At 74.5% G+C, this 18,730-nt stretch carries 12 protein-coding genes and 2 tRNA genes; 11 read left to right on the top strand and 3 right to left on the bottom strand.

Going from position 1 to position 18,730, the window contains the following annotated elements:
- Positions 1-50 precede the first annotated feature (50 nt).
- Positions 51-293 carry a chaplin gene (locus tag ACFRCG_RS15800; RefSeq protein WP_380031823.1) on the bottom strand — a complete coding sequence of 81 codons (243 nt, stop codon included), beginning with the start codon at positions 291-293 and terminating at the stop codon, positions 51-53.
- A gap of 119 nt (positions 294-412) precedes the next feature.
- Entirely contained in the window at positions 413-724 is a 312-nt protein-coding gene (locus ACFRCG_RS15795) for a hypothetical protein (protein WP_380031821.1), read from the bottom strand.
- A 225-nt stretch (positions 725-949) separates the two neighbouring features.
- On the opposite strand from ACFRCG_RS15795, the gene ACFRCG_RS15790 reads away from it, so the two are divergent.
- From ACFRCG_RS15790 to ACFRCG_RS15740, 11 genes are all read left to right on the top strand, one after another.
- Complete coding sequence (locus ACFRCG_RS15790) at positions 950-1,804, top strand: DUF4132 domain-containing protein (protein WP_380031819.1); 855 nt, start codon at positions 950-952, stop codon at positions 1,802-1,804.
- On the top strand, positions 1,801-6,669 hold the full coding sequence (locus ACFRCG_RS15785; protein ID WP_380031817.1) for a hypothetical protein: 4,869 nt from the start codon (positions 1,801-1,803) through the stop codon (positions 6,667-6,669). Before ACFRCG_RS15790 ends, ACFRCG_RS15785 begins: the two co-directional genes overlap by 4 nt.
- The gene (locus tag ACFRCG_RS15780) at positions 6,669-7,829 is read left to right on the top strand and encodes an AAA family ATPase (protein ID WP_380005446.1); all 1,161 of its coding nucleotides are present in this window, start codon (positions 6,669-6,671) and stop codon (positions 7,827-7,829) included. The genes ACFRCG_RS15785 and ACFRCG_RS15780 overlap by 1 nt, the downstream gene beginning before the upstream one ends.
- Positions 7,830-7,833: 4 nt before the next feature.
- Positions 7,834-12,153 carry a DUF5682 family protein gene (locus ACFRCG_RS15775; protein WP_380031815.1) on the top strand — a complete coding sequence of 1,440 codons (4,320 nt, stop codon included), beginning with the start codon at positions 7,834-7,836 and terminating at the stop codon, positions 12,151-12,153.
- Positions 12,150-13,979: a hypothetical protein gene (locus tag ACFRCG_RS15770; RefSeq protein WP_380031814.1), complete on the top strand. Its 1,830-nt coding sequence runs from the start codon at positions 12,150-12,152 to the stop codon at positions 13,977-13,979. Before ACFRCG_RS15775 ends, ACFRCG_RS15770 begins: the two co-directional genes overlap by 4 nt.
- A gap of 65 nt (positions 13,980-14,044) precedes the next feature.
- Positions 14,045-14,117 (top strand) — tRNA-Thr (locus ACFRCG_RS15765).
- A 45-nt stretch (positions 14,118-14,162) separates the two neighbouring features.
- Positions 14,163-14,238 (top strand) — tRNA-Met (locus ACFRCG_RS15760).
- Positions 14,239-14,314: 76 nt separating this feature from the next.
- The gene (rpmG, locus tag ACFRCG_RS15755) at positions 14,315-14,479 is read left to right on the top strand and encodes a 50S ribosomal protein L33 (protein WP_004571794.1); all 165 of its coding nucleotides are present in this window, start codon (positions 14,315-14,317) and stop codon (positions 14,477-14,479) included.
- A 125-nt stretch (positions 14,480-14,604) separates the two neighbouring features.
- On the top strand, positions 14,605-15,063 hold the full coding sequence (locus ACFRCG_RS15750; RefSeq protein WP_380031985.1) for a MaoC family dehydratase N-terminal domain-containing protein: 459 nt from the start codon (positions 14,605-14,607) through the stop codon (positions 15,061-15,063).
- 2 nt (positions 15,064-15,065) lie between these two features.
- Complete coding sequence (locus ACFRCG_RS15745; RefSeq protein WP_380031812.1) at positions 15,066-15,494, top strand: MaoC family dehydratase; 429 nt, start codon at positions 15,066-15,068, stop codon at positions 15,492-15,494.
- 81 nt (positions 15,495-15,575) lie between these two features.
- The gene (locus tag ACFRCG_RS15740) at positions 15,576-16,628 is read left to right on the top strand and encodes a UDP-N-acetylmuramate dehydrogenase (protein ID WP_380031810.1); all 1,053 of its coding nucleotides are present in this window, start codon (positions 15,576-15,578) and stop codon (positions 16,626-16,628) included.
- A gap of 909 nt (positions 16,629-17,537) precedes the next feature.
- Here the strand turns inward: ACFRCG_RS15740 and ACFRCG_RS15735 are convergent.
- Positions 17,538-18,611, bottom strand: coding sequence for an adenosine deaminase (locus tag ACFRCG_RS15735; RefSeq protein WP_380031808.1), 1,074 nt, complete (start codon positions 18,609-18,611; stop codon positions 17,538-17,540).
- Between the last annotated feature and the right edge of the window lie 119 nt (positions 18,612-18,730).

Raw genomic sequence — 18,730 nt, 5'->3', positions numbered from 1 at the left:
GCCCCGCCCGGCGCGTCGAAACGCGCGCCGGGCGGGGCCGAGGCGTCGGCTCAGCCGCCGTTGACGCAGACGTTGCCGAACGTCGGGTTGAGCGCCGCGATGACGTTGATGGTGTTGCCGCACACGTTGACCGGGATGTGCACCGGGATCTGGATGTTGTTGCCGGAGAGCACGCCGGGCGAACCGACCGCCGCGCCGTCGGCCTCGGAGCCTGCCATGGCGGGGCCGGCGGCGCCGGCGAGGGCGGCACCCACGGTGGCGGTCAGGACAGCGGCCTTGGCGATACGCGACATGGTGAGTCGGTCCTTTCGGTGCGTACAGGTCCCACCCTCGGCGGGTGGGTCCTGAACAACGCGTCAAGGCGCCGGGAGATACGGCGACACCTCCGAACGTGCGGCGCGGGCCCGTGGGATTAGGCCGTTCGGGCGGCGGCCCGCAGTCGACCGGCCAGTTCGTGGGCCACCTGGGCCAACTCCGCCGGGGCGCTCGCGGCCAGCGCGCACAACACGTCCGCCGACGCCTCGGCGACCGCGCGCGGTACCGGCACCGGCGCGAGTCCGTCCAGCATCGAGCGGGTCCTGGCCGCGATCGGCGGCGACCCGGGCGGGGGCCCGGCGGCCTCGGCGGGGCCGGTCGCGGGTCGCCCCGCGTCGTCCGGAATCCCCTCCGGGCCGGGGCCGGGAATCAGGCTGCGCAGTCCACGGGGCACGGCGGGCACGGTCATTCCCCGCAAGTTAGCCGACCCGCCCCCGCGAATTTCCCTGCGGGGCGTACTTTTCGGCCATCGAATGTCGATTCGCGCGATGTTTCATCCTGACGGGTGACGGCGCTGTCGGAATCGACGGCTAACGTTCCCGCCAACCTGATCACGGGCGCCGAGCGCCTTGTGCCGCTGGGCAGTTGACGGGTTGTCACCGACATTCGCACACATGCGTGGAGGGGAACGATCGTGGGATGGATCCGGGCGGGCGACTATGAGGTCGCCTTGGAAGACGGCAAGGTGGTGTGCCGCAACGCCAAGGGGCGGCAACTGAAGTCGGTGCCCGGAAAACTCGCCGACGATCCGGCCGTGGTGGGCCTGCGTCAGCTCGTCGAGTGGCTGGATCGGCACGATCGGGCCTGCCTGGACGCGGTGGAGCGCTGGATGATCGGCTCGCTCCCGGTCCCGATCGCGGTGTTGGCCCGGGTGTGGCCGGATCCCGCCTGGCAGCAGGTGCTGCGCGACCTGGTGGTCACCACCGACGAGGACGGCGCGGTGGCCGGATTCCTGCGCGGCGCGGACCCCGAACGCGGCGTGGGCATCGTCGACCCCGACGGCGACACCGTCTACCTCGACGTGCAAACCATCCGCATCCCGCACCCCGTGCTCCTCGACGACCTCGAGGACCTGCGCGAATTCGCCGTCGAACTCGGCGTCGAGCAGCGCGTCCAGCAGCTCTACCGCGAGGTGTGGCACCGCCCCGCCGACGTGGACGCCGCCCGCACCGGCGTCGAGGAGTTCGCCGGCGGACGCTACGACCAGCTGCGCTTCTTGATCGGCCGGGCCACCCAGCTGGGCTACCAGGTGCGCGGCGGCCAGGCCGTGTGCGCCGTGCTCGACGGCGGACGCGAGATCGAGGCGCGGATGTGGCTGGGCGACTACGACGGCTACGAGTCGACCGAGACCGGCTCGGTCGCCTGGACCGAGGACGGCGCCACGCTGACCCTCGACCGGGTGCCGCCGGTGGCCTGGTCGGAGGGCATGCGGATGGGCGCCGCGCTGTACGCGGGCCGCACGATCGAAACCACGGAGGACGCGGCATGAGCACCACCGGCACCACCCCCGACCCGTCGCGCGTCCTGCTGGACGCCGGCGCCGTCCTGCCCGTCGGCACCCTCGCCGGTGACGACATCGACACGCTCACCGTGCGCACCTACCTGCACCCCGTGTTCGGCGACCGCCCGATCGTCCGGCTGGTCCCGGGCACCCTGGGCGAGGCCGAGGACCTGGCGCTCGGCTTCCTGGGGCTGACCCGCGAGGCGGACGCCCCCGAGGTCGGCCAGGTCCGCCGCGAAGCGCTCGGCTTCCCCGCCTGGGCACTGGTCAACGACCCGGCGAACGGACACCACGCACTGGCCCTGGTCCGCGACATCGAACGCCTGGACCGGCAGGCCAAGACCAAGCCCGGCGCGGCCAAGGACGGCTTCGACCAGCTCGCGATCCGCCTCGGCCGGGCCGTACCGCACTTCCTGCCCACCTTCCACGAGCAGGCCGCGCGGATCTTCCTCAAGCACGACAACAAGACCTACGCGTCCGCGTTCTTCGGCAAGGCCCGCGAGGCCGAGCGGGTGCACAACCTGGCGATCGAGGAGGAGCGGCTGCGCGCGGTCTTCCTGGAGTTCGCCTTCGCCGGCGCGCTGACCGCCAAGGCGCTCAAGGAGCACGCCAAGTCGCTCGCCGCCCGCCTCGGACCCGCCGAGGCGTGGGTACAGTTCCGCCAACTGGCGGTCGAGCGCTGCACCGCGGGCATGCCGCCGTACGCCGGCCTGGCCGAGGACGCCCGCGCGCTGATCCGCGCGGCAGGCGGCGACCACACCGCCGAGGAGCGCGCGCTGCTGCGCGAACTGCTCGCCACCCCCGCGATCGCCCGCGCGCCGCTGTCCTTCTGGAAGGTCAACCGCGCCCCGATCGCGGCACTGGCCGGCGCCGAGCCCGAGTCGCGGGCCCGCCTCCTCGACATCCTGCCCACCCCCGGCGGTTCGACGTCCGACGCCGAGGTCGACGACTTCTGGCTCGACCTGCTCGACGACGCTGGCGTCCTGGACCTGCTCGTCGGCGGCGACCTCGAACCCGGCGCCCGGGCCCAGTGGGTCACCCGCTGGACCGCGCACCGTCAGCGCGGCTGGGGCTACACCGGACGCAGCGCGCGCACCGCCGCGCTGGTCGCCCGGATGGCCGACACGCTGCGCGCCGAGGCGGTACCGATCACCCTGTTCAGCGGCAGCCGCTACCGCACCGGCGTCGACCTGGACCTGCTGGACCTTGCCCTGGCCGAGCGCATACCCGTGACCGACCCCGACCCGCAGCACACCTTCCTCCTGGGCGAGTGGTGGGACGACGACGCCGAGGGCCGGCGCGAGCTGACCGCGGTCGCCGCCGACGAACGTTTCCTGGCCCTGCTCCTGACCGCCGTCGGCGGCCTGAACGCCAAGCACCAGCCGGCCACCGCCGCCCACCCCGTGCTGCGCCCCGTGCTCGCCCGCCGGCTCACCGAGCTGGGCGAACGGCTCACCTCCGCGGCCGGCCTGCCCGACGCCGAGCGCGAGCTCACGGTGCTCGACGGCTTCCGCGGCGTGGTCGAGGACGTGACCCCCGACCTGGTGGCCCGCGTCCGCGCGTTCGACGCCGTCGCGCTGCTCGCGACCACGCTGCGCGCCGGCGTCTACGACGAACTCGGCTGGCCCGCGCTCGACGAGGCCGTCGAACTGCTCGGCCGCAAGGGCGACATCCGGCTCGACGAGTCCTGGCCCGCGCTCGTGCTCTCCACCGAGAAGCGCGCGCTCGTGGTCGGCCCCGAAGGCATCCTGCTCGACCACGAACCGCGCGTGCCCAAGGACCGCACCAGCTGGCAGCGCACCCAGTACCGCTACGTCGACGGACAACTCCTGGTCGCCTGGTACAACACCGACTACGACTGGGAGGGCTACTGGTCCGCGCGCCCGACCGAGACGTTCCTGCTCGGCGGACCGCCGAACAACGGCTCCGACGGCACCATGCTCTCCCTCGCGCTGCCCGGCGGCGGGGTGACCACCGGCGGCCGGCCGCTGTACGCCGGCGACACCAAGCTGCCCACACGCCGGGGAGTGCTCACCGACGGCACCACACACTGGTCGCTCGACTACGAGCGCTCGGACCGCAAGTGGACCGAGTTCGACCCGGCCACCGGCACCCACGGCCGCGCCTCGCTGCCCGCCCCCTTCGCCGCCGCGGTCGCCGACGGCGGCTCGCTGGTGCCCGACGAGTGCGAGTTGTTGCCGCTGCTGCCCGGCCTGGAGCAGACGCCGTTCGGCACCGACGGCACGCTCGTGGGCCGCTGGGTCAGGATCGACGGCGACACCCTCACCACCGGCTCGGTCGACGGCCGCACCGTGACCGCGCCCGTGCGCGGCCGGCGGCACTGGGACCAGCGGCCGCTGGAGATTCCGATCGGCGCGCTGCGCCTGCCCGGCGGCGCGGCCCCGACCGCGGTCGCCCCGCACAACGGCGCCGCGACGCTGTGGCACGACGGCGTGCTGCTCGGCCACTGCGGGGCCGGCTCCGGACTGGCCGCCGGCACCCGGGTGGTGCCGGCGCCCGCGTTCTGGCACGCGCTGCGACCGCGCGACGAGGCCGGCTCGCTGGCGCTGCGCGCGATCACCCACGAGCAGGCCGTCGTACTGGTCGAGGAGGTGCGCGCGGACCGCGAGCGCGCCCGGGCCGAGTACGAGGCCGCCAAGGGGTCGGCGAACAAGCCCGCCAAGCCGGACTCGATCCGGACCGAACCGGTGCGCCGCCTGCTGTCCGCGATCACCCACGCCGGCCTGGTCCGCGGCGTCGCCTCGCTGGTCGGGGAGACCGCCCGACTCGCCGAGCGGCTGCGCGACTTCGGCAAGGTGAACCGCAAGGAGCACAAGCCCCGCGCGGTGCCCACCGGCCCCGAGCACGGCCGGGACAACGAGCTGTGCCCGGCGGTGGCCGGTATCGCGGGCGTCGGCTGCCGCTACTACGGCGATCAGGGCCGGGGCACCTGGACCACGTTCGAACACATCACCGCGGTGGCCGCGATGCTCGCGCGCACCGACGGCCCGGCCGAGTGGACCACCGAACCCGAGGGGCTCAAGGAACCCCACGTGGCCGCCTGGCACGACCTGCTCGACCACCGCGCCGCGATGGTCGCCCGGGCCCTGTCGCCGCTCACATCCGACACACAGCGCGCCTCGCTGCTGCTGCTCCTGGAGGCGCTTTCCGCCGGCCCGCTGGGCACCCCCGCCGGGACGCTGCGCCGGGTCGTGTTGTGCGAGCCCAGCGGCAAGAAGAAGGAGCGCAAGCGCAAGGGGCGGATCCTGCGCCGCGCCGACCGCACCGTGTTCATCCTGGACAGCCAGTACACCTACGGCAACGACACGCAGCACTGGCTCGCGCTCGACCACGACCCGTCGGGCCGGTTCGAGGCGGTCGACGGCTTCACCACGCACGAGGAACACCGCTACCGCGAGCCGATGTCCCCCGAGCGGGTCGCCGCCGTCGTCGAGGGCATTCGTGCCCACGGCCCGGTCCCGTGGCGACCGGAGGCGGTGTCGGCCCTGACCGAGGGCACCGGATTGGGCCGCGCCGAGGCGAGCGTGCTGCTCGCCGGGCTGGTCGCGGGCGACATGGACAAGGACCGACGGGCGGTGCTCGGCCTCAGGGCGGCCGAGGCGACCAGCGCCCGGGAGCAACTGGACCGGCTCGACCGCGTGGCGCGCGCCGGCGTCCAGGGCGCGCTGGTGCCCGAGCGGCCCGAGGACGTCGCCGCCCTGTGGACGAGCGGCTGGGACATCGCGGCCGGCAGCCGCGCCTGGGAGGCCGCCTTCGGGCGGGTGTTGCGGCTGCCCGAGGAGGTCGCGGCGGACGTCCGGGGCATCGCCGCCGCCGCGTTCGAGTACGTCCTCACCCCCGAATCCCAGCGGTGGATCACCGGCACCTCCACCCACAGCGTCGACAAGGACGGCAACCTCGTCGCCTCCGACCCCGCGGCCGTGCCCGCAGGCCACACGCTCGGCCAGACCGTGACCGCGCTCGCCTGGCTGGCCTACCGGCTGCCCTACGGCGATCCGCTGCGTCCGCACCTGCCGCGCGTGCTCGACCTGCTGCGCAAGCGGGTGGCCGACCCGGGCCTGGTGGTCGACCTGGACGTCGAGTACGCCGAACGCGGTTCCACCTCCACCCTGTTGCGCGAGGCGGCCGGACTGCCCGCCACCGGCGGCGCCGACCCCGACGGCGTGCTCCGGATCGAGGACCGCTTCTGGCTGCGTCCCTGGTACGGCGACAACGAGTTCACCCTGGTGCGCACCGCCGGGTTCACCGGGGCCGACGACCCGTGGTTCGACCGGCTGATCGCGCTGCGCGGCGAGGCGAGGTCCGCCGCCTTCGCCGCCTTCCGCCGCATCCTCGACCCCGCCTTCGAGACGCTCCTGCGCGCCGACGGCCCGCCCGGCGTCCCGCAGGATCCGAGCCGCTCGGTGCCCGAACTGGTCGCCGAGGTCGCCAAGACGCACGGCATCGGCGAGGACGCCGCCGTGCTGTACCTCCAGTTGCTCGCCCTGCCGGACCCGACGGATCGTCAGGTCGCCCGCTGGACCGGCTGGAAGCCCGCCCGGCTGAAGAAGGCCCGGACCGAACTCGCCGGCACCGACCTGGTCCTGGAGGCCAAGCGGGCCCGAGCCGGCCGCACCCTCTTCCTGCCCGGCGGCTGGAACGCGCTGAAGAGCCCCGCACTGCCCCTGGAGGTCTGGAAGGAAGGGCTCTACCCGAAGCCCGGGCAGGGCATGATCGTGCCCGACCTGCCCGTCCCCGAACTGTTCCACCGGGCCTGGCGGCGCGTGCAGGACGGCGATGCGCCAGGCTTCGAGGAACTCGTCACCCGCACCACCCGGAAGGGCCGCCGCTGATGGCAACCGCAACCGAACCCGCCGCCGGCGCACGCCAGATACACCCGCCGGAGGACCTGTACGCCCGGGAACTGGCGTTCCTGGCCGCCTACGACCGGGGCCCGCGCCCGCCGGCCTGGCGGCTGACCCCGCGCGCCGTGGTCACCTTCGTGATGGGCAGCGGCGACGAACTCAAGCTGCCCGAACCGGTCGAGGGCCTGCCCCGCGCCCTGACCATCGGCGCCAAGTTCGTCGGGGAACGTGCCCTCGTCGAGCGCTGCGTGGTCACCCTCGCCGGCGAACGCGGCCTGCTCCTGGTGGGCGAGCCCGGCACCGCCAAGTCGATGTTGTCCGAACTGCTCGCCGCCGCCGTCTGCGGCACCAGCGGGCTCACCGTGCAGGGCACCGCGGGCACCACCGAGGACCAGCTCAAGTACGGCTGGAACTACGCGCTGCTGCTCGCCCAGGGCCCCAGCCGCGGCGCCCTGGTGCCCTCGCCGGTGCTCACCGCGATGACCACGGGCGCGGTGGCCCGGATCGAGGAGGTCACCCGCTGCCTGCCCGAGGTGCAGGACGCGCTGGTGTCGCTGCTCTCGGAGCGGCGGATCGCGGTCCCCGAACTCGCGGGCGGCCCCGACGCACAGGTACACGCCGCGCCCGGCTTCACCCTGATCGCCACCGCGAACCTGCGCGACCGGGGCGTCTCGGAGATGTCCGCCGCGCTCAAGCGCCGGTTCAACTTCGAGACGGTCGGCCCGATCGGCGACCACGACGCGGAGACCGCGCTGGTGCGCCGCCAGGCCAAGGCCGCGGTGGAGCGGACCGGGACGGCGTACGCCGTCGACGACACGGTCCTGGAGGTGCTGGTCACCGCGTTCCGCGACCTGCGCACCGGCCGCTCCGCCGAGGGCTGGGAGATCGAACGCCCGTCCACCGTGCTGAGCACCGCCGAGGCGGTCTCGGTCGCCTCCTCGCTCGCGCTGGCCGCGGCCTACTTCCCGGGTGACCGGGACGTGCTGAGCCTGCTGCCGGGGCACCTGCTCGGCGTCGCGAAGAAGGACGACCCGGCCGACGCGGCCCGGCTGCTCTCCTACTGGGACGCGGCGGTGCGCCGACGGGCCGAACACGGCTCGGCCACCTGGCGCACCCTGTGGGACCTGCGCGGAGTCCTGGAGGGCTGACGAGGTGTCGACCATACGTACGGACGGGCCCAACGACGAGGCCCGTCCGGCCGCCGCGCGCCTTGCCGCGTCCCGGCGGCCCCACCTGATCGGCGTGCGCCACCACGCGCCCTCGCTCGCCGCCGCGGTGCCCGCGCTGCTCGACGAGGCCCGGCCCGACGTGCTGCTCGTCGAACTGCCGCACGAGGCCGCGCCCTGGTTGGAGTGGCTCGCGCACGAGGACACCCGGGCGCCGATCGCGCTGGCCGGGACCGGACCGCACGGGCTCGGCTTCTACCCCTTCGCCGACTTCTCGCCGGAACTGGCCGCGCTGCGCTGGGCCGCGCGCAACGGCGTGCCGGCGATCCCGTGCGACCTCCCGCTGGGCCACCCCGGGTGGGACCGGGCGGCCGGCCCGGGGGCGGACGCGGGGGACACCGGCGCGCGGGGCGGCGGCCTGCACGCGGCGCTGCGCGACCGGCTCACCGGCCGGGCCGGGGACGACCTGTGGGACCGGCTGGTCGAGGCCACCGCGCCCGGCTCGTCCGCCGAGGCGATCCGCCGCGCCGCGCTCACCGTCGGCTGGGCGCTGCGCCGCGACACGGGCGGCGTCGACCCGGTCGACCTGCGCCGCGAGGCGTGGATGCGGTCCACGCTGCGCGCGGCCGAGGAAGCCGGGGCGACGCGGATCACGGTGGTGCTCGGCGCGTTCCACGCACCGGCCCTGCTCGACGGCGACGCGGAACCGCCCGCCGGCGACATCGCCGATGTGACGATGTCGTTGATCCCGTACACCTACCCGCTCCTGGACTCCCGTTCCGGCTACCCCGCCGGCATCCGCGACCCCGAGTGGCAGCAGTCCGTCCTGGAATCGGCCGGCGACCCCGCGGCGCTGCACGAGGCGCTGATCGGCGCGGCGGTACGGATCTGCACCGATCTGCGCGGCCAGGGACACCCCAGTGGTCCGGTCGACGCGCGCGAGATCGTCCGGATCGCCGGCGACCTCGCGAACCTGCGCGGCCTGCCGGCGGCGGGGCGCGGCGAACTGCTCGAAGCCACGCAGACCGTGCTCACCCACGGCGAGCCGCTGGGCCGGGGCCGCTCGGTCGCCCGCGCTCTGGAACGGGTGCTGGTCGGCACGCGGGCCGGGCGCCCGTCACCGGCCGCGCCGCGCAGCGGCCTGGGGCCCGAGGTGGAGCGCCGGATCGCCGAACTGGGCCTGCCCGGACCGACCGACCCGGCGGAGCGCGACCTGCGCCTGGACCCGTTGCGCAGCGACCGCGACCGGCGCCGGGAACTGCTTTTGCAACAGCTGGCGACCTGCCGCATCCCCTACGCCGAGCCGACCGCGGTGGTCGGCACCGGCGGCGCGGACGCGGTCACCACCCGCTGGCGGGTGCGCTGGACGCCGTCGGTGGCGGCCCTGCTCGACGCGGCCGGCACCCGGGGCGTCACCCCGGAACAGGCCGCCGAGGGCACCCTCCGCGCCCAACACCACCAGGAACTTGCCGAAGGCGGCCCCACGGCCGCCCAGATCCTCACCGGCCTCGAACGCGCCGCGGCCTGCGGTCTGCCGGACCTCACCGCGACCCGCCTCGCCGAAACCGCCGAATCCCTCCCCACGATCGCCGGCCTCCCCGACCTCCTCGCGGCCCTGACCCTCACCGACCGCATCCACAAGGGCCATCTGGGCCTCCCCGCCCCCGATCCCACCGTGGCCGACGAGTACGCGGAGCCCGGCGACCCGAAGGCCCCCACGACCACGGTTTCGGGGTCGGGGTCGGGGTCGGGCGAGGAGATCACCCGCATCCTCCTCACCGCCGCCGTCCGCCACCTCGACGGCCTGACCGGATCCGACGACCCGGCCGACGCCCGCGCGCTGGCCGACCTCGCCGGACGCGCCGACGTGTTCGGCGGAGTCCGGCTGACCGCCGGGCTGGCCCGCCTGGCCGCCGACGGCTCGCCGCTGATGTCCGCCGCCGCGGGCGCCGTCCGAGTCCTGCTCGGGCACGAGGACCCGACCACCCTCGGCGACCGGATCGGCTCCTGGATCGACACCGCGACCACCCCGGCGACCCGAGCCGAACTGACCCGCCGCCTCACCGGCCTGCTCACCGCGGCCGGTCCCCTCCTCCAAGCGGGCGGCCCGATCCTCACCCCCCTCCTGGACCGCGTCGACACCCTCCCCGACCGCCCCTTCCTGGACCGCCTCCCGGCCCTGCGTGGCGGCTTCGACACCCTCACCCCCGCCGCCCGGGACCGAGTCCTCGCCACCCTGGCCGACCACTTGGGCGACCGCGTCGACACCGACGCGGACCCCATCACCCTGGCCCTTTGGACCAGCACCGACCTGACAGCCAAATCAGCCCTGACCCAACGAGCCCTCCTCCCACCCTCCACCCCGGCACCCGACCCAACCAATCCGCAGCCCCCGAACGCCATCTCCGTCGCTTCCAACGAGGCGCGAGCCCAATCGGTCCACGCCGACGCCGAAAATCCCCAGCCCTCACATCCCAGCCACGCCCCGACCACCGGCAGCCCACAAACCCGACCCGACACACCAAACCCACAGCCCACGCCCGACGCCCAGAGCCGATCCGACGCCACTCCGCAGCCCCCGAACCCGACCCTCGCCCCGGCTCCCACCACCGGCGTCCCCCAAGCCCACCCCGCCCAGGCCGACGCGGCGGCTCCGCAGCCCGCAAACCCCGCTCTCACCCGGGTCCCCACCACCGGCGGCCCGCAGGACCAATCCGCCCCGGCCCACGCGCTGAATCCACAGCCCCCGAACCCCGCCCTCACCCGAGCCTCCTCCACCCCCGCCGGCAGCCCGGGGGACCAATCCGCCCCGGCCCACGCGGCGGCTCCGCAGCCCGCGAACCCCGCCCTCACCCCGGCCTCTTCCACCCCCGCCGGCGGCCCGCAGGACCAATCCGCCCCGGCCCACGCGGCGGCTCCGCAGCCCGCGAACCCCGCGCTCGCCGCCGGCGGTCCGCAGGACCGATCCGTCCCGGCCGACGCCGTGGCTCCGCAGCCCGCGAGCCCCGCGCTCGCCGCCGGCGGTCGGCAGGACCGATCCGTCCCGGCCCACGCCGTGGATCCGCAGCCCGTGAATCCCGCGTCCGCCGCCGTCCTTCCCGCTTCCGACGGGCGGCCGCGAGGCCGATTCGGCTCGGCCGATGCCGTAATTCCGCAGCCCGCAGGTCTCGCGGAACGGGTGGGCGGGTGGGCGCAAATCCACGACCTCCCCCCCGCCCAACGCTGGAAACTCATCCTCGGCCGCCAATCCGACCGCCTCCCCCCAACGGCATCCGGCATGGCCCGCGCGCTCGACGAGCTATACGGCACCGGCCAAGGCGAAGGCTCCCGCAGCGACCTCGGCGACGCCCCGGGCGCCGGCCGCGAAGCCCCCTACCCCGGCGTCCGCGAATGGTCCGAGGACCTGATCGCCCTCTTCGGCCCGGCCGTCCGCGAGGAGGTCCTGGCCGCCGCCGCGTCGGCGGGCCGCACCGATGTGCTCACCCATCTCGACCCCGCCGCCGCCCGCCCCTCCGTCGACCTGCTCAAGACCGTCCTGACCCACGCCGGCGGCCTCCCGGAGAGCAAACTCGCCCTCCTCCGCCCGCTGATCGCCCGCATCGTCGCCGAACTCGCCCGCGAACTCGCCACCCGGTTGCGCCCCGCGCTCACCGGCATCACCACCCCCAGGCCCACCCGCCGCCCCGGCGGCGCGCTCGACCTGCCGCGCACCCTGCGGGCCAACCTCACCACCGCCCGCCGCGCCGCCGACGGCTCGGTGCTCGTGGTGCCGGAGAGGCCGATCTTCCGCACCCGTGCGAGCCGCGGCAACGACTGGCGGCTGATCCTGGTGGTCGACGTGTCCGGCTCGATGGAGGCGTCGACCATCTGGTCCGCGCTCACCGCCTCGATCATGGCCGGCGTCCCGTCCCTGAGCACCCACTTCCTGACCTTCTCCACCGAGGTCATCGACCTCACCGGACACGTCCACGACCCCCTCGGCCTGCTCCTGGAGGTCAAGGTCGGCGGCGGCACCCACATCGCCGCCGGCCTGCGCGCCGCCCGCGACCTCGTCACCGTGCCCTCGCGCACCCTGATCGCCGTGGTCAGCGACTTCGAGGAGGGCTACCCGATCGGCGGCCTGCTCGCCGAGGTCCGCGCACTCGCCTCCTCGGGCTGCCACATCCTCGGCTGCGCGAGCCTGGACGACGCCGGTCGACCGCGCTACTCGACCGCCGTCGCCGGCCGACTGGTCGCCGCCGGCATGCCGGTCGCCGCGCTGAGCCCCACCGAACTGGCCCGCTGGGTCGGAGAGAAGGTCCGATGAGCACGCAGGGCCTCCCGCCGGTCGCCCCCGACGTCACCGCCGACATCGTCGAAGCACTCACCCCGCGCCTGCGCAAACGCCTCGACGCCGCGATCGGCAAACTCGCCGCCTGCCCGATCGAACACGACGGCGACACGGTGCGGATCACCGTCGGCGAGGACGCCGAACTGACCCTGTACATCCCGACCGGAGCCGTCACCACCACCGCCGACCTGCGCTGCAGCTGCCTGCTGGCCCCCGCCTGCGTACACCGCGCCGCAGCCGCCGCCGCGGCCCCGGTGGCCGAGCCCCAAGCCCCCGACGAAAACGCCACACCCGACGCGCCGGCGACGACCGAGCCCACGGATCCGGCGGAACCGGCGGAAGCAACCGCCGAGTCCGCCACCCCCGCCGAGCCCACGCCCGCCGAACGCACCGCCGCCGACGCCCTCTGGACCGCCGGCGCCGCGATCGTCGACGCCGGAGTCGACGGCGCCGGCGCCGTCCTCCAGGCCGGCCTGCTCCGCGCCGCGCACACCGCCCGCCTCGCCGGCCTGCACCGCGCCGCCGCCGCGGCCGTCACGGTGGCCACCGGCCTGCGCGCCGCCCGCGACCGCGACCCCGCGTACCGGCTCGCCGACCTCGTCGCCGCCATGCGCGAACTGCTCGACGTGGCCCACGCGTTGCGCACCCCGGCGGCGACCTACCCACAGTCCCTCGACGTCCTGCGCGGCACCTCCCGCCGCGCCTACGCCCCGGCCGGCTCGCTGCGCCTGTACGGCCTGTTCACCGAACCCGTCCTGACCGCCCGGGGGTTCGCCGGCGCGGTCACCACCACGGTCGACCCCGCCGGCACCCTGCGCACCATCGGCGACGTCGCCCCCGGCGGCGCCGAGCGAGCGATCGGCGCCGCCACCCGCGCGATCCGGCTCGGCGACACCTCGATCGACCCCGTCGCGCTCACCCGCGCCGGCCTCGTCGTCTCCGGTGCCACCGTCTCCGCCAACGGTCGGCTCGGCGCCGGCCAGGCCGTCCGCGCCGCGCGCGCGAGCGGCGCGGCCTGGACCGACGAACCGCTGCGCGCCCTGTGGGAGACGCCGCTGTCCGCCCAGATCGACCGGATCGTGGGCCACCGCGACCTGCCCCCCGACGACCGCCCCGCCGGCGCCGACCTGCTCTTCCTCGACGTCACCGTGCTCGGCACCACCCCCGGCGCCCGGGACCGCCTGCTCGCCGACTGCGCCGGGCAGTCCGTACACCTGCTCGTCGCGCACGCCGACCCCGTCTTCGCCTACCGCGACAACCTGCGCCTGCTCGCCGACCGCCCCGGACTGCGCCTGCGCGTGGTCGGCCGCCTCGAACCCGGCGCCGACCGGGCGATCCGGGCGCTCGCGGTCGGCGTCGCGCCCGGCGAGGGCCCGACCCTGCGGCTCGCCGAGGACCGCCTGGGCCGGATCGACCTGGGCCTGGAGCACCTGCACCGCGCCGACCTGCCCGCCGCCGACCCGACCCCGTCCATACCGGGCGCGGCCGAGGAACCCCCGCCCGCCCCGCTCTACCTGATGCACCGTCACGTCGAACGCGCGATCAGCGGCGGCCGTCCCGTCCTGGCCCTGGCCGGCTCCACCGCCGGCGACACCGCCCGCCTGCGCCGGGTGGGGCTGGCCACGGGGGCACTGCTCGTGGAGCGTCTGACGCACGTCGCGGCGGGCCGCGAACGGGATGTTTTCGGGCGTCTTCGCGCGGGCGACAACGACCTTTTGTCCGCTGCGTGGCTGGCCGCCGCCGTGTACGCGCAAACCGTGGAAGGGGCTCTGACCAGGGCTGTTTGGTCCACCGAGGGCTGAGGCGGGGGGCGTTGCGCCAATCGATTTCCGATCGGTGTCGGGCAGCGTGTATGGTTTTCCTGCTCGCCCCAATAGCTCAGTCGGTAGAGCGTCTCCATGGTAAGGAGAAGGTCTACGGTTCGATTCCGTATTGGGGCTCAGACGATGAGATCCCCGCTTGGCAACAGGCGGGGGCCTCGTCGAGGCGGCGTAGCTCAGACGGTAGAGCAAGCGGCTCATAATCGCTGTGTCACCGGTTCAAGTCCGGTCGCCGCTACCAAGCGAGCCGATTCGGGGGAGACTCCGCATCGGCTGCTTTTGCTGTATTCACCCCTGACCGCAAGGAAGGCACTCCAGTGGCTGCCACCGACGTCCGCCCGAAGATCACGCTGGCCTGCGTGGAGTGCAAGGAGCGGAACTACATCACCAAGAAGAACCGGCGCAACGACCCGGACCGTCTTGAGATGAAGAAGCACTGCCCCCGCTGCAACGCGCACACCGCGCACCGCGAAACCCGCTAGGCGTTTCGCACTCCGACACCGACGAGGCCACCCCCCACGAGGGGGTGGCCTCGTTGTCGTATTCTCCGCAGCGTTGCCCCGCCGGCTCGCCGGCCATCGCCGCCTCCACCAGGGAGAACCGCTTCATGCCGCTGGACGCGAAGTTCATCGGGCGGACCTACCCGCCCACCGAGCCGTACGAGGTGGGTCGGGAGAAGATCCGCGAGTTCGCCGCCGCGATCGGTGACCCCGATCCCGCGTACAACGACCCCGAGGCGGCCAAGGCGCTCGGCCACCCCGACGTGATCGCGCCGCCGACCTTCGCGATCGTGGTCACGATGCGCGCCGCGGACCAGGTCGTGTACGACCCCGAACTGGGCCTGGACTACTCGCGTGTGGTGCACCGCGACCAGAAGTTCACGTACACCCGACCGGTCCGCGCCGGCGACCGACTGACCGTGGTGACCACGGTGGACGACATCAAGTCCCTCGCGGGCAACGACGTCCTCACCACCCGCGCCGAAGTCAGGACCGTGGAGGGCGAGCACGTCGTCACCGCGCTGTCGAGTCTGGTGGCCCGCGCCGCCGACGAATCGGAAGGCTGACCATGACCGCCAAGATCTCCTTCGACGACGTCGCGGTCGGCACCCAACTGCCCACACGCAGCTTCCCGGTCACCCGGGAGACCCTGGTCCGCTACGCGGGCGCGTCGGGCGACTTCAACCCGATCCACTGGAACGGCCGGTTCGCGACCGACGTCGGCCTGCCCGACGTGATCGCGCACGGGATGTTCACCATGGCCGAGGCCGCCCGCGTGGTCACCGACTGGCTCGGCGACCCGGGCGCGCTGGTCGAATTCGGCGTGCGCTTCACCAAGCCGGTCGTGGTCCCGGACAGCGTCGAGGGCGCGACCATCGAGGTCACCGGCAAGGTCGCGGTGCTCCTGGACGACCGCCGGGCCCGCGTGGACCTCGTGGTCACCGCCGACGGTGCCAAGGTCCTGGGCGTACCCAGAGCCATCGTGCAACTGGCCTGAGCCCAGGCGCCGGGGTGCGCCCGGCGCCCCGGGGCGGCCGGCCCGAGCCCGGTGCCGGGCCGGTGATGCGAGAATCCAACGGTGCAGCCTGAAATCGACGCGCCCCTCGCCGCCCTGACCACCCTCCGCCTCGGCGGCCCGGCCCGTCGGCTCCACACGGCAACGACCACCGACGCGGTCCTGGCGATCGTCCGCGCCGCCGACGAGCAGGGCATCCCGCTGCTCGTGCTCGGCGGCGGCAGCAACCTGGTCGTCGGCGACGACGGCTTCGCCGGCGACGTGCTGCGGATCGCCACCACGGACCTGCGCATCGACGGCACCGAGCTGAGCGTGGACGCCGGCGTGCCGTGGGACGACGTGGTCACCGCCGCCGTCGACGCGGGCCTGTCCGGCATCGAATGCCTCGCGGGCATCCCCGGCAGCGCGGGCGCCACCCCGGTGCAAAACGTCGGGGCGTACGGCCAGGAGGTCGCCGAGACGATCACCTCCGTCGAGGTCTACGACCGCACCGAACGCCGCCCGCGCACGCTCACCGCCGCCGACTGCCGCTTCACCTACCGGCACAGCGTCTTCAAGGGCGACGACCGCTTCGTGGTGCTGCGGGTGCACTTCCGGCTGCACGACGACGACGGCCGCTCGGCCCCGATCCGCTACGCCGAACTGGCCCGCGTGCTCGGCGTCGAGCCGGGGGAGCGGGTCGCGCCGGCCGCCGCCCGCGCCGCCGTACTCGAACTGCGCCGCGGCAAGGGCATGGTCCTGGACCCCGCCGACCACGACACCTGGAGCGCGGGCTCCTTCTTCACGAACCCGATCCTGACCCACGACGCCTTCGCCGACCTCTTGGCGCGCGTCGCCCGACACCTGGGCCCCGACGTCACCCCGCCCCGCTACGCGTCCGGCGCCGACCACGTGAAGACCTCCGCGGCCTGGCTGATCGAACGGGCGGGCTTCACCAAGGGCTACGGCGAGGGCAGGGCCCGCATCTCCACCAAGCACACCCTGGCCCTGACCAACCGCGGCAAAGCCACCACGGAAGACCTCCTCGCCCTGGCCCGAGAGGTCCGCGACGGCGTAGCGACAACCTTCGGCATCACCCTGACCAACGAACCAGTCCTCATCAACGCCAAGCTCTGACCCACCCACCCCCAGCCCACAAGCCCGGGACACCCACCAAAGCCCGAAACCCGCCCACGCCCGCCCAGCCGCAAGGATCCACCGCCCCCGGGCCCACACAGAAGCCCCCAACCCACCGCCGCCCCACACCCAACCCCGGCACCCAACCGCCCCCGCACGGCCCCCTGCCCACGAGGCCCCTACCGCCCGGCGCCCAGCCCCCGGCGCCCGAGCCGAGCCGGCCGCCCCGGCCCCGGCTCACGAGGCCCCTACCGCCCGGCACCTACCGAAGCCCGCAGCCCACCCACGCCCACCACCCAACTCCCGGCGCCCGGGCCGAGCAGGCCGCCCGGGCCCTGGTTCACGAGGCCACTACCGCCCGGCGCCCGCCGAAGCCCGCAGCCCGCCCACGCCCGCCACCCAACTCCCGGTACCCGGGCCGAGTCGGCCAGCCGGGCCCTGGTTCACGAGGTCCCTACCGCCCGGCGCCCGCCGAAGCCCGCAGCCCGCCCACGCCCGCCACCCAACTCCCGGCGCCCGGGCCGAGTCGGCCGCCCGGGCCCTGGTTCACGAGGCCCCTACCGCCCGGCACCTACCGAAGCCCGCAGCCCACCCACGCCCACCACCCAACTCCCGGTACCCGGGCCGAGTCGGCCGCCCGGGCCCTGGTTCACGAGGCCACTACCGCCCGGCGCCCGCCGAAGCCCGCAGCCCGCTCACGCCCGCCACCCAACTCCCGGCGCCCGGGCCGAGTCGGCCGCACCGGCCCCGCTCGCGAGGCCTCGCCGCCCCCGGGCCCGCATCGCAGGGTGCAGTCCAGAGCCCACCCATGCCGCACACCCAGCCGTCGGCACCCGACCCGCGCCCCGACGCTCGCGGCCGCGGGGCCCGATTCGCTCACCGCCTGCCCGAATCCCGCAGCCTTTCACCTCACGCAGCGGGTGGGCGGGTGGGCACAAACCCCGCCCCCACCACCGCCCCGGGCTTCGCCAGCCACCCCTCCACCCCGTCCAGCAACGCCCGCTGCACCTCCGCCGGCGCCACCGAGCCCAGGATCGACTGCCGCGCCAACTCCGCCAACTCCGCGTCGGTGAAGTCGTGTTCGTCCCGGGCCAGCTCATACTGCGCGGCCAACCGCGACCCGAACAGCAGCGGGTCGTCCGCGCCCAGCGCGATCGGCACCCCCGCCTCGAACAACGTCCGCAACGGCACATCCGCCGCCTTGTCGTAGACGCCGAGCGCGACATTGGAGGCCGGACACACCTCGCACACGATCCGCCGCCGGGCCAATATCGCCATCAACTCGGGATCCTCCACCACCCGGATCCCGTGCCCGAGCCGCCGCGCCCCCAACACGTCCACGCAGTCCCGGATGCTGCGCGGCCCGTCCAACTCGCCGCCGTGCGGATTCGCGAACAGCCCCGCGTGCCGGGCGATCCCGAAGGCCCGCTCGAACGCCGGCGCCCGCCCGCGCCGCTCGTCGTTGGACAGCCCGAACCCGACCACGCCACGATCGGTGTACTGCGCCGCGAGCCGCGCGAGCGTACGCGCCTCCAATTGGTGCTTGGTGCGATTCGCCGCGATCACCACGGCGATCCCGATCCCCGTCGCCGCCCGCGCCGCCTCCACCGCGTCCAGCACGATCTCCACCGCCGGGGTCAGCCCACCCAGCCGCGGCGCGTACGAGGTCGGATCGACCTGGATCTCCAGCCACCCGGACCCCTCGGCCCGATCGTCCTCGGCCGCCTCACGGACCAGCCGATGCATGTCGTCCTCGGAGCGCACACACGAGCGCGCGATGTCGTACAGCCGCTGGAAGCGGAACCAGCCGCGTTCGTCGGTCGCCCGCAATCGTGGCGGCCGACCCGAGGTCAGCGAGTCGGGCAGCCGCACACCGTGCAGGTCCGCCAGTTCCAACAGGGTTTCCGACCGCATGGATCCCGTGAAGTGCAGGTGGAGATGAGCCTTCGGGAGGGTGCGGACATCGCGTGCGGGACGATCCATCCACAGATCATGGACCACCGGCCCCGCACGCGTGAGGGGTACCGCCGATGATCCCCCTGAAGGAGAGCGGAAACTTCGGCGGCGCCGACGTGAACGACGACGCGAACGTCGACACGAAC

Source organism: Embleya sp. NPDC056575, assembly GCF_042793325.1.
GTDB lineage: Bacteria > Actinomycetota > Actinomycetes > Streptomycetales > Streptomycetaceae > Embleya.
The sequence above is the reverse complement of the archived record's forward strand: the minus strand, read 5'-3'. Positions and strand labels throughout refer to the sequence as shown.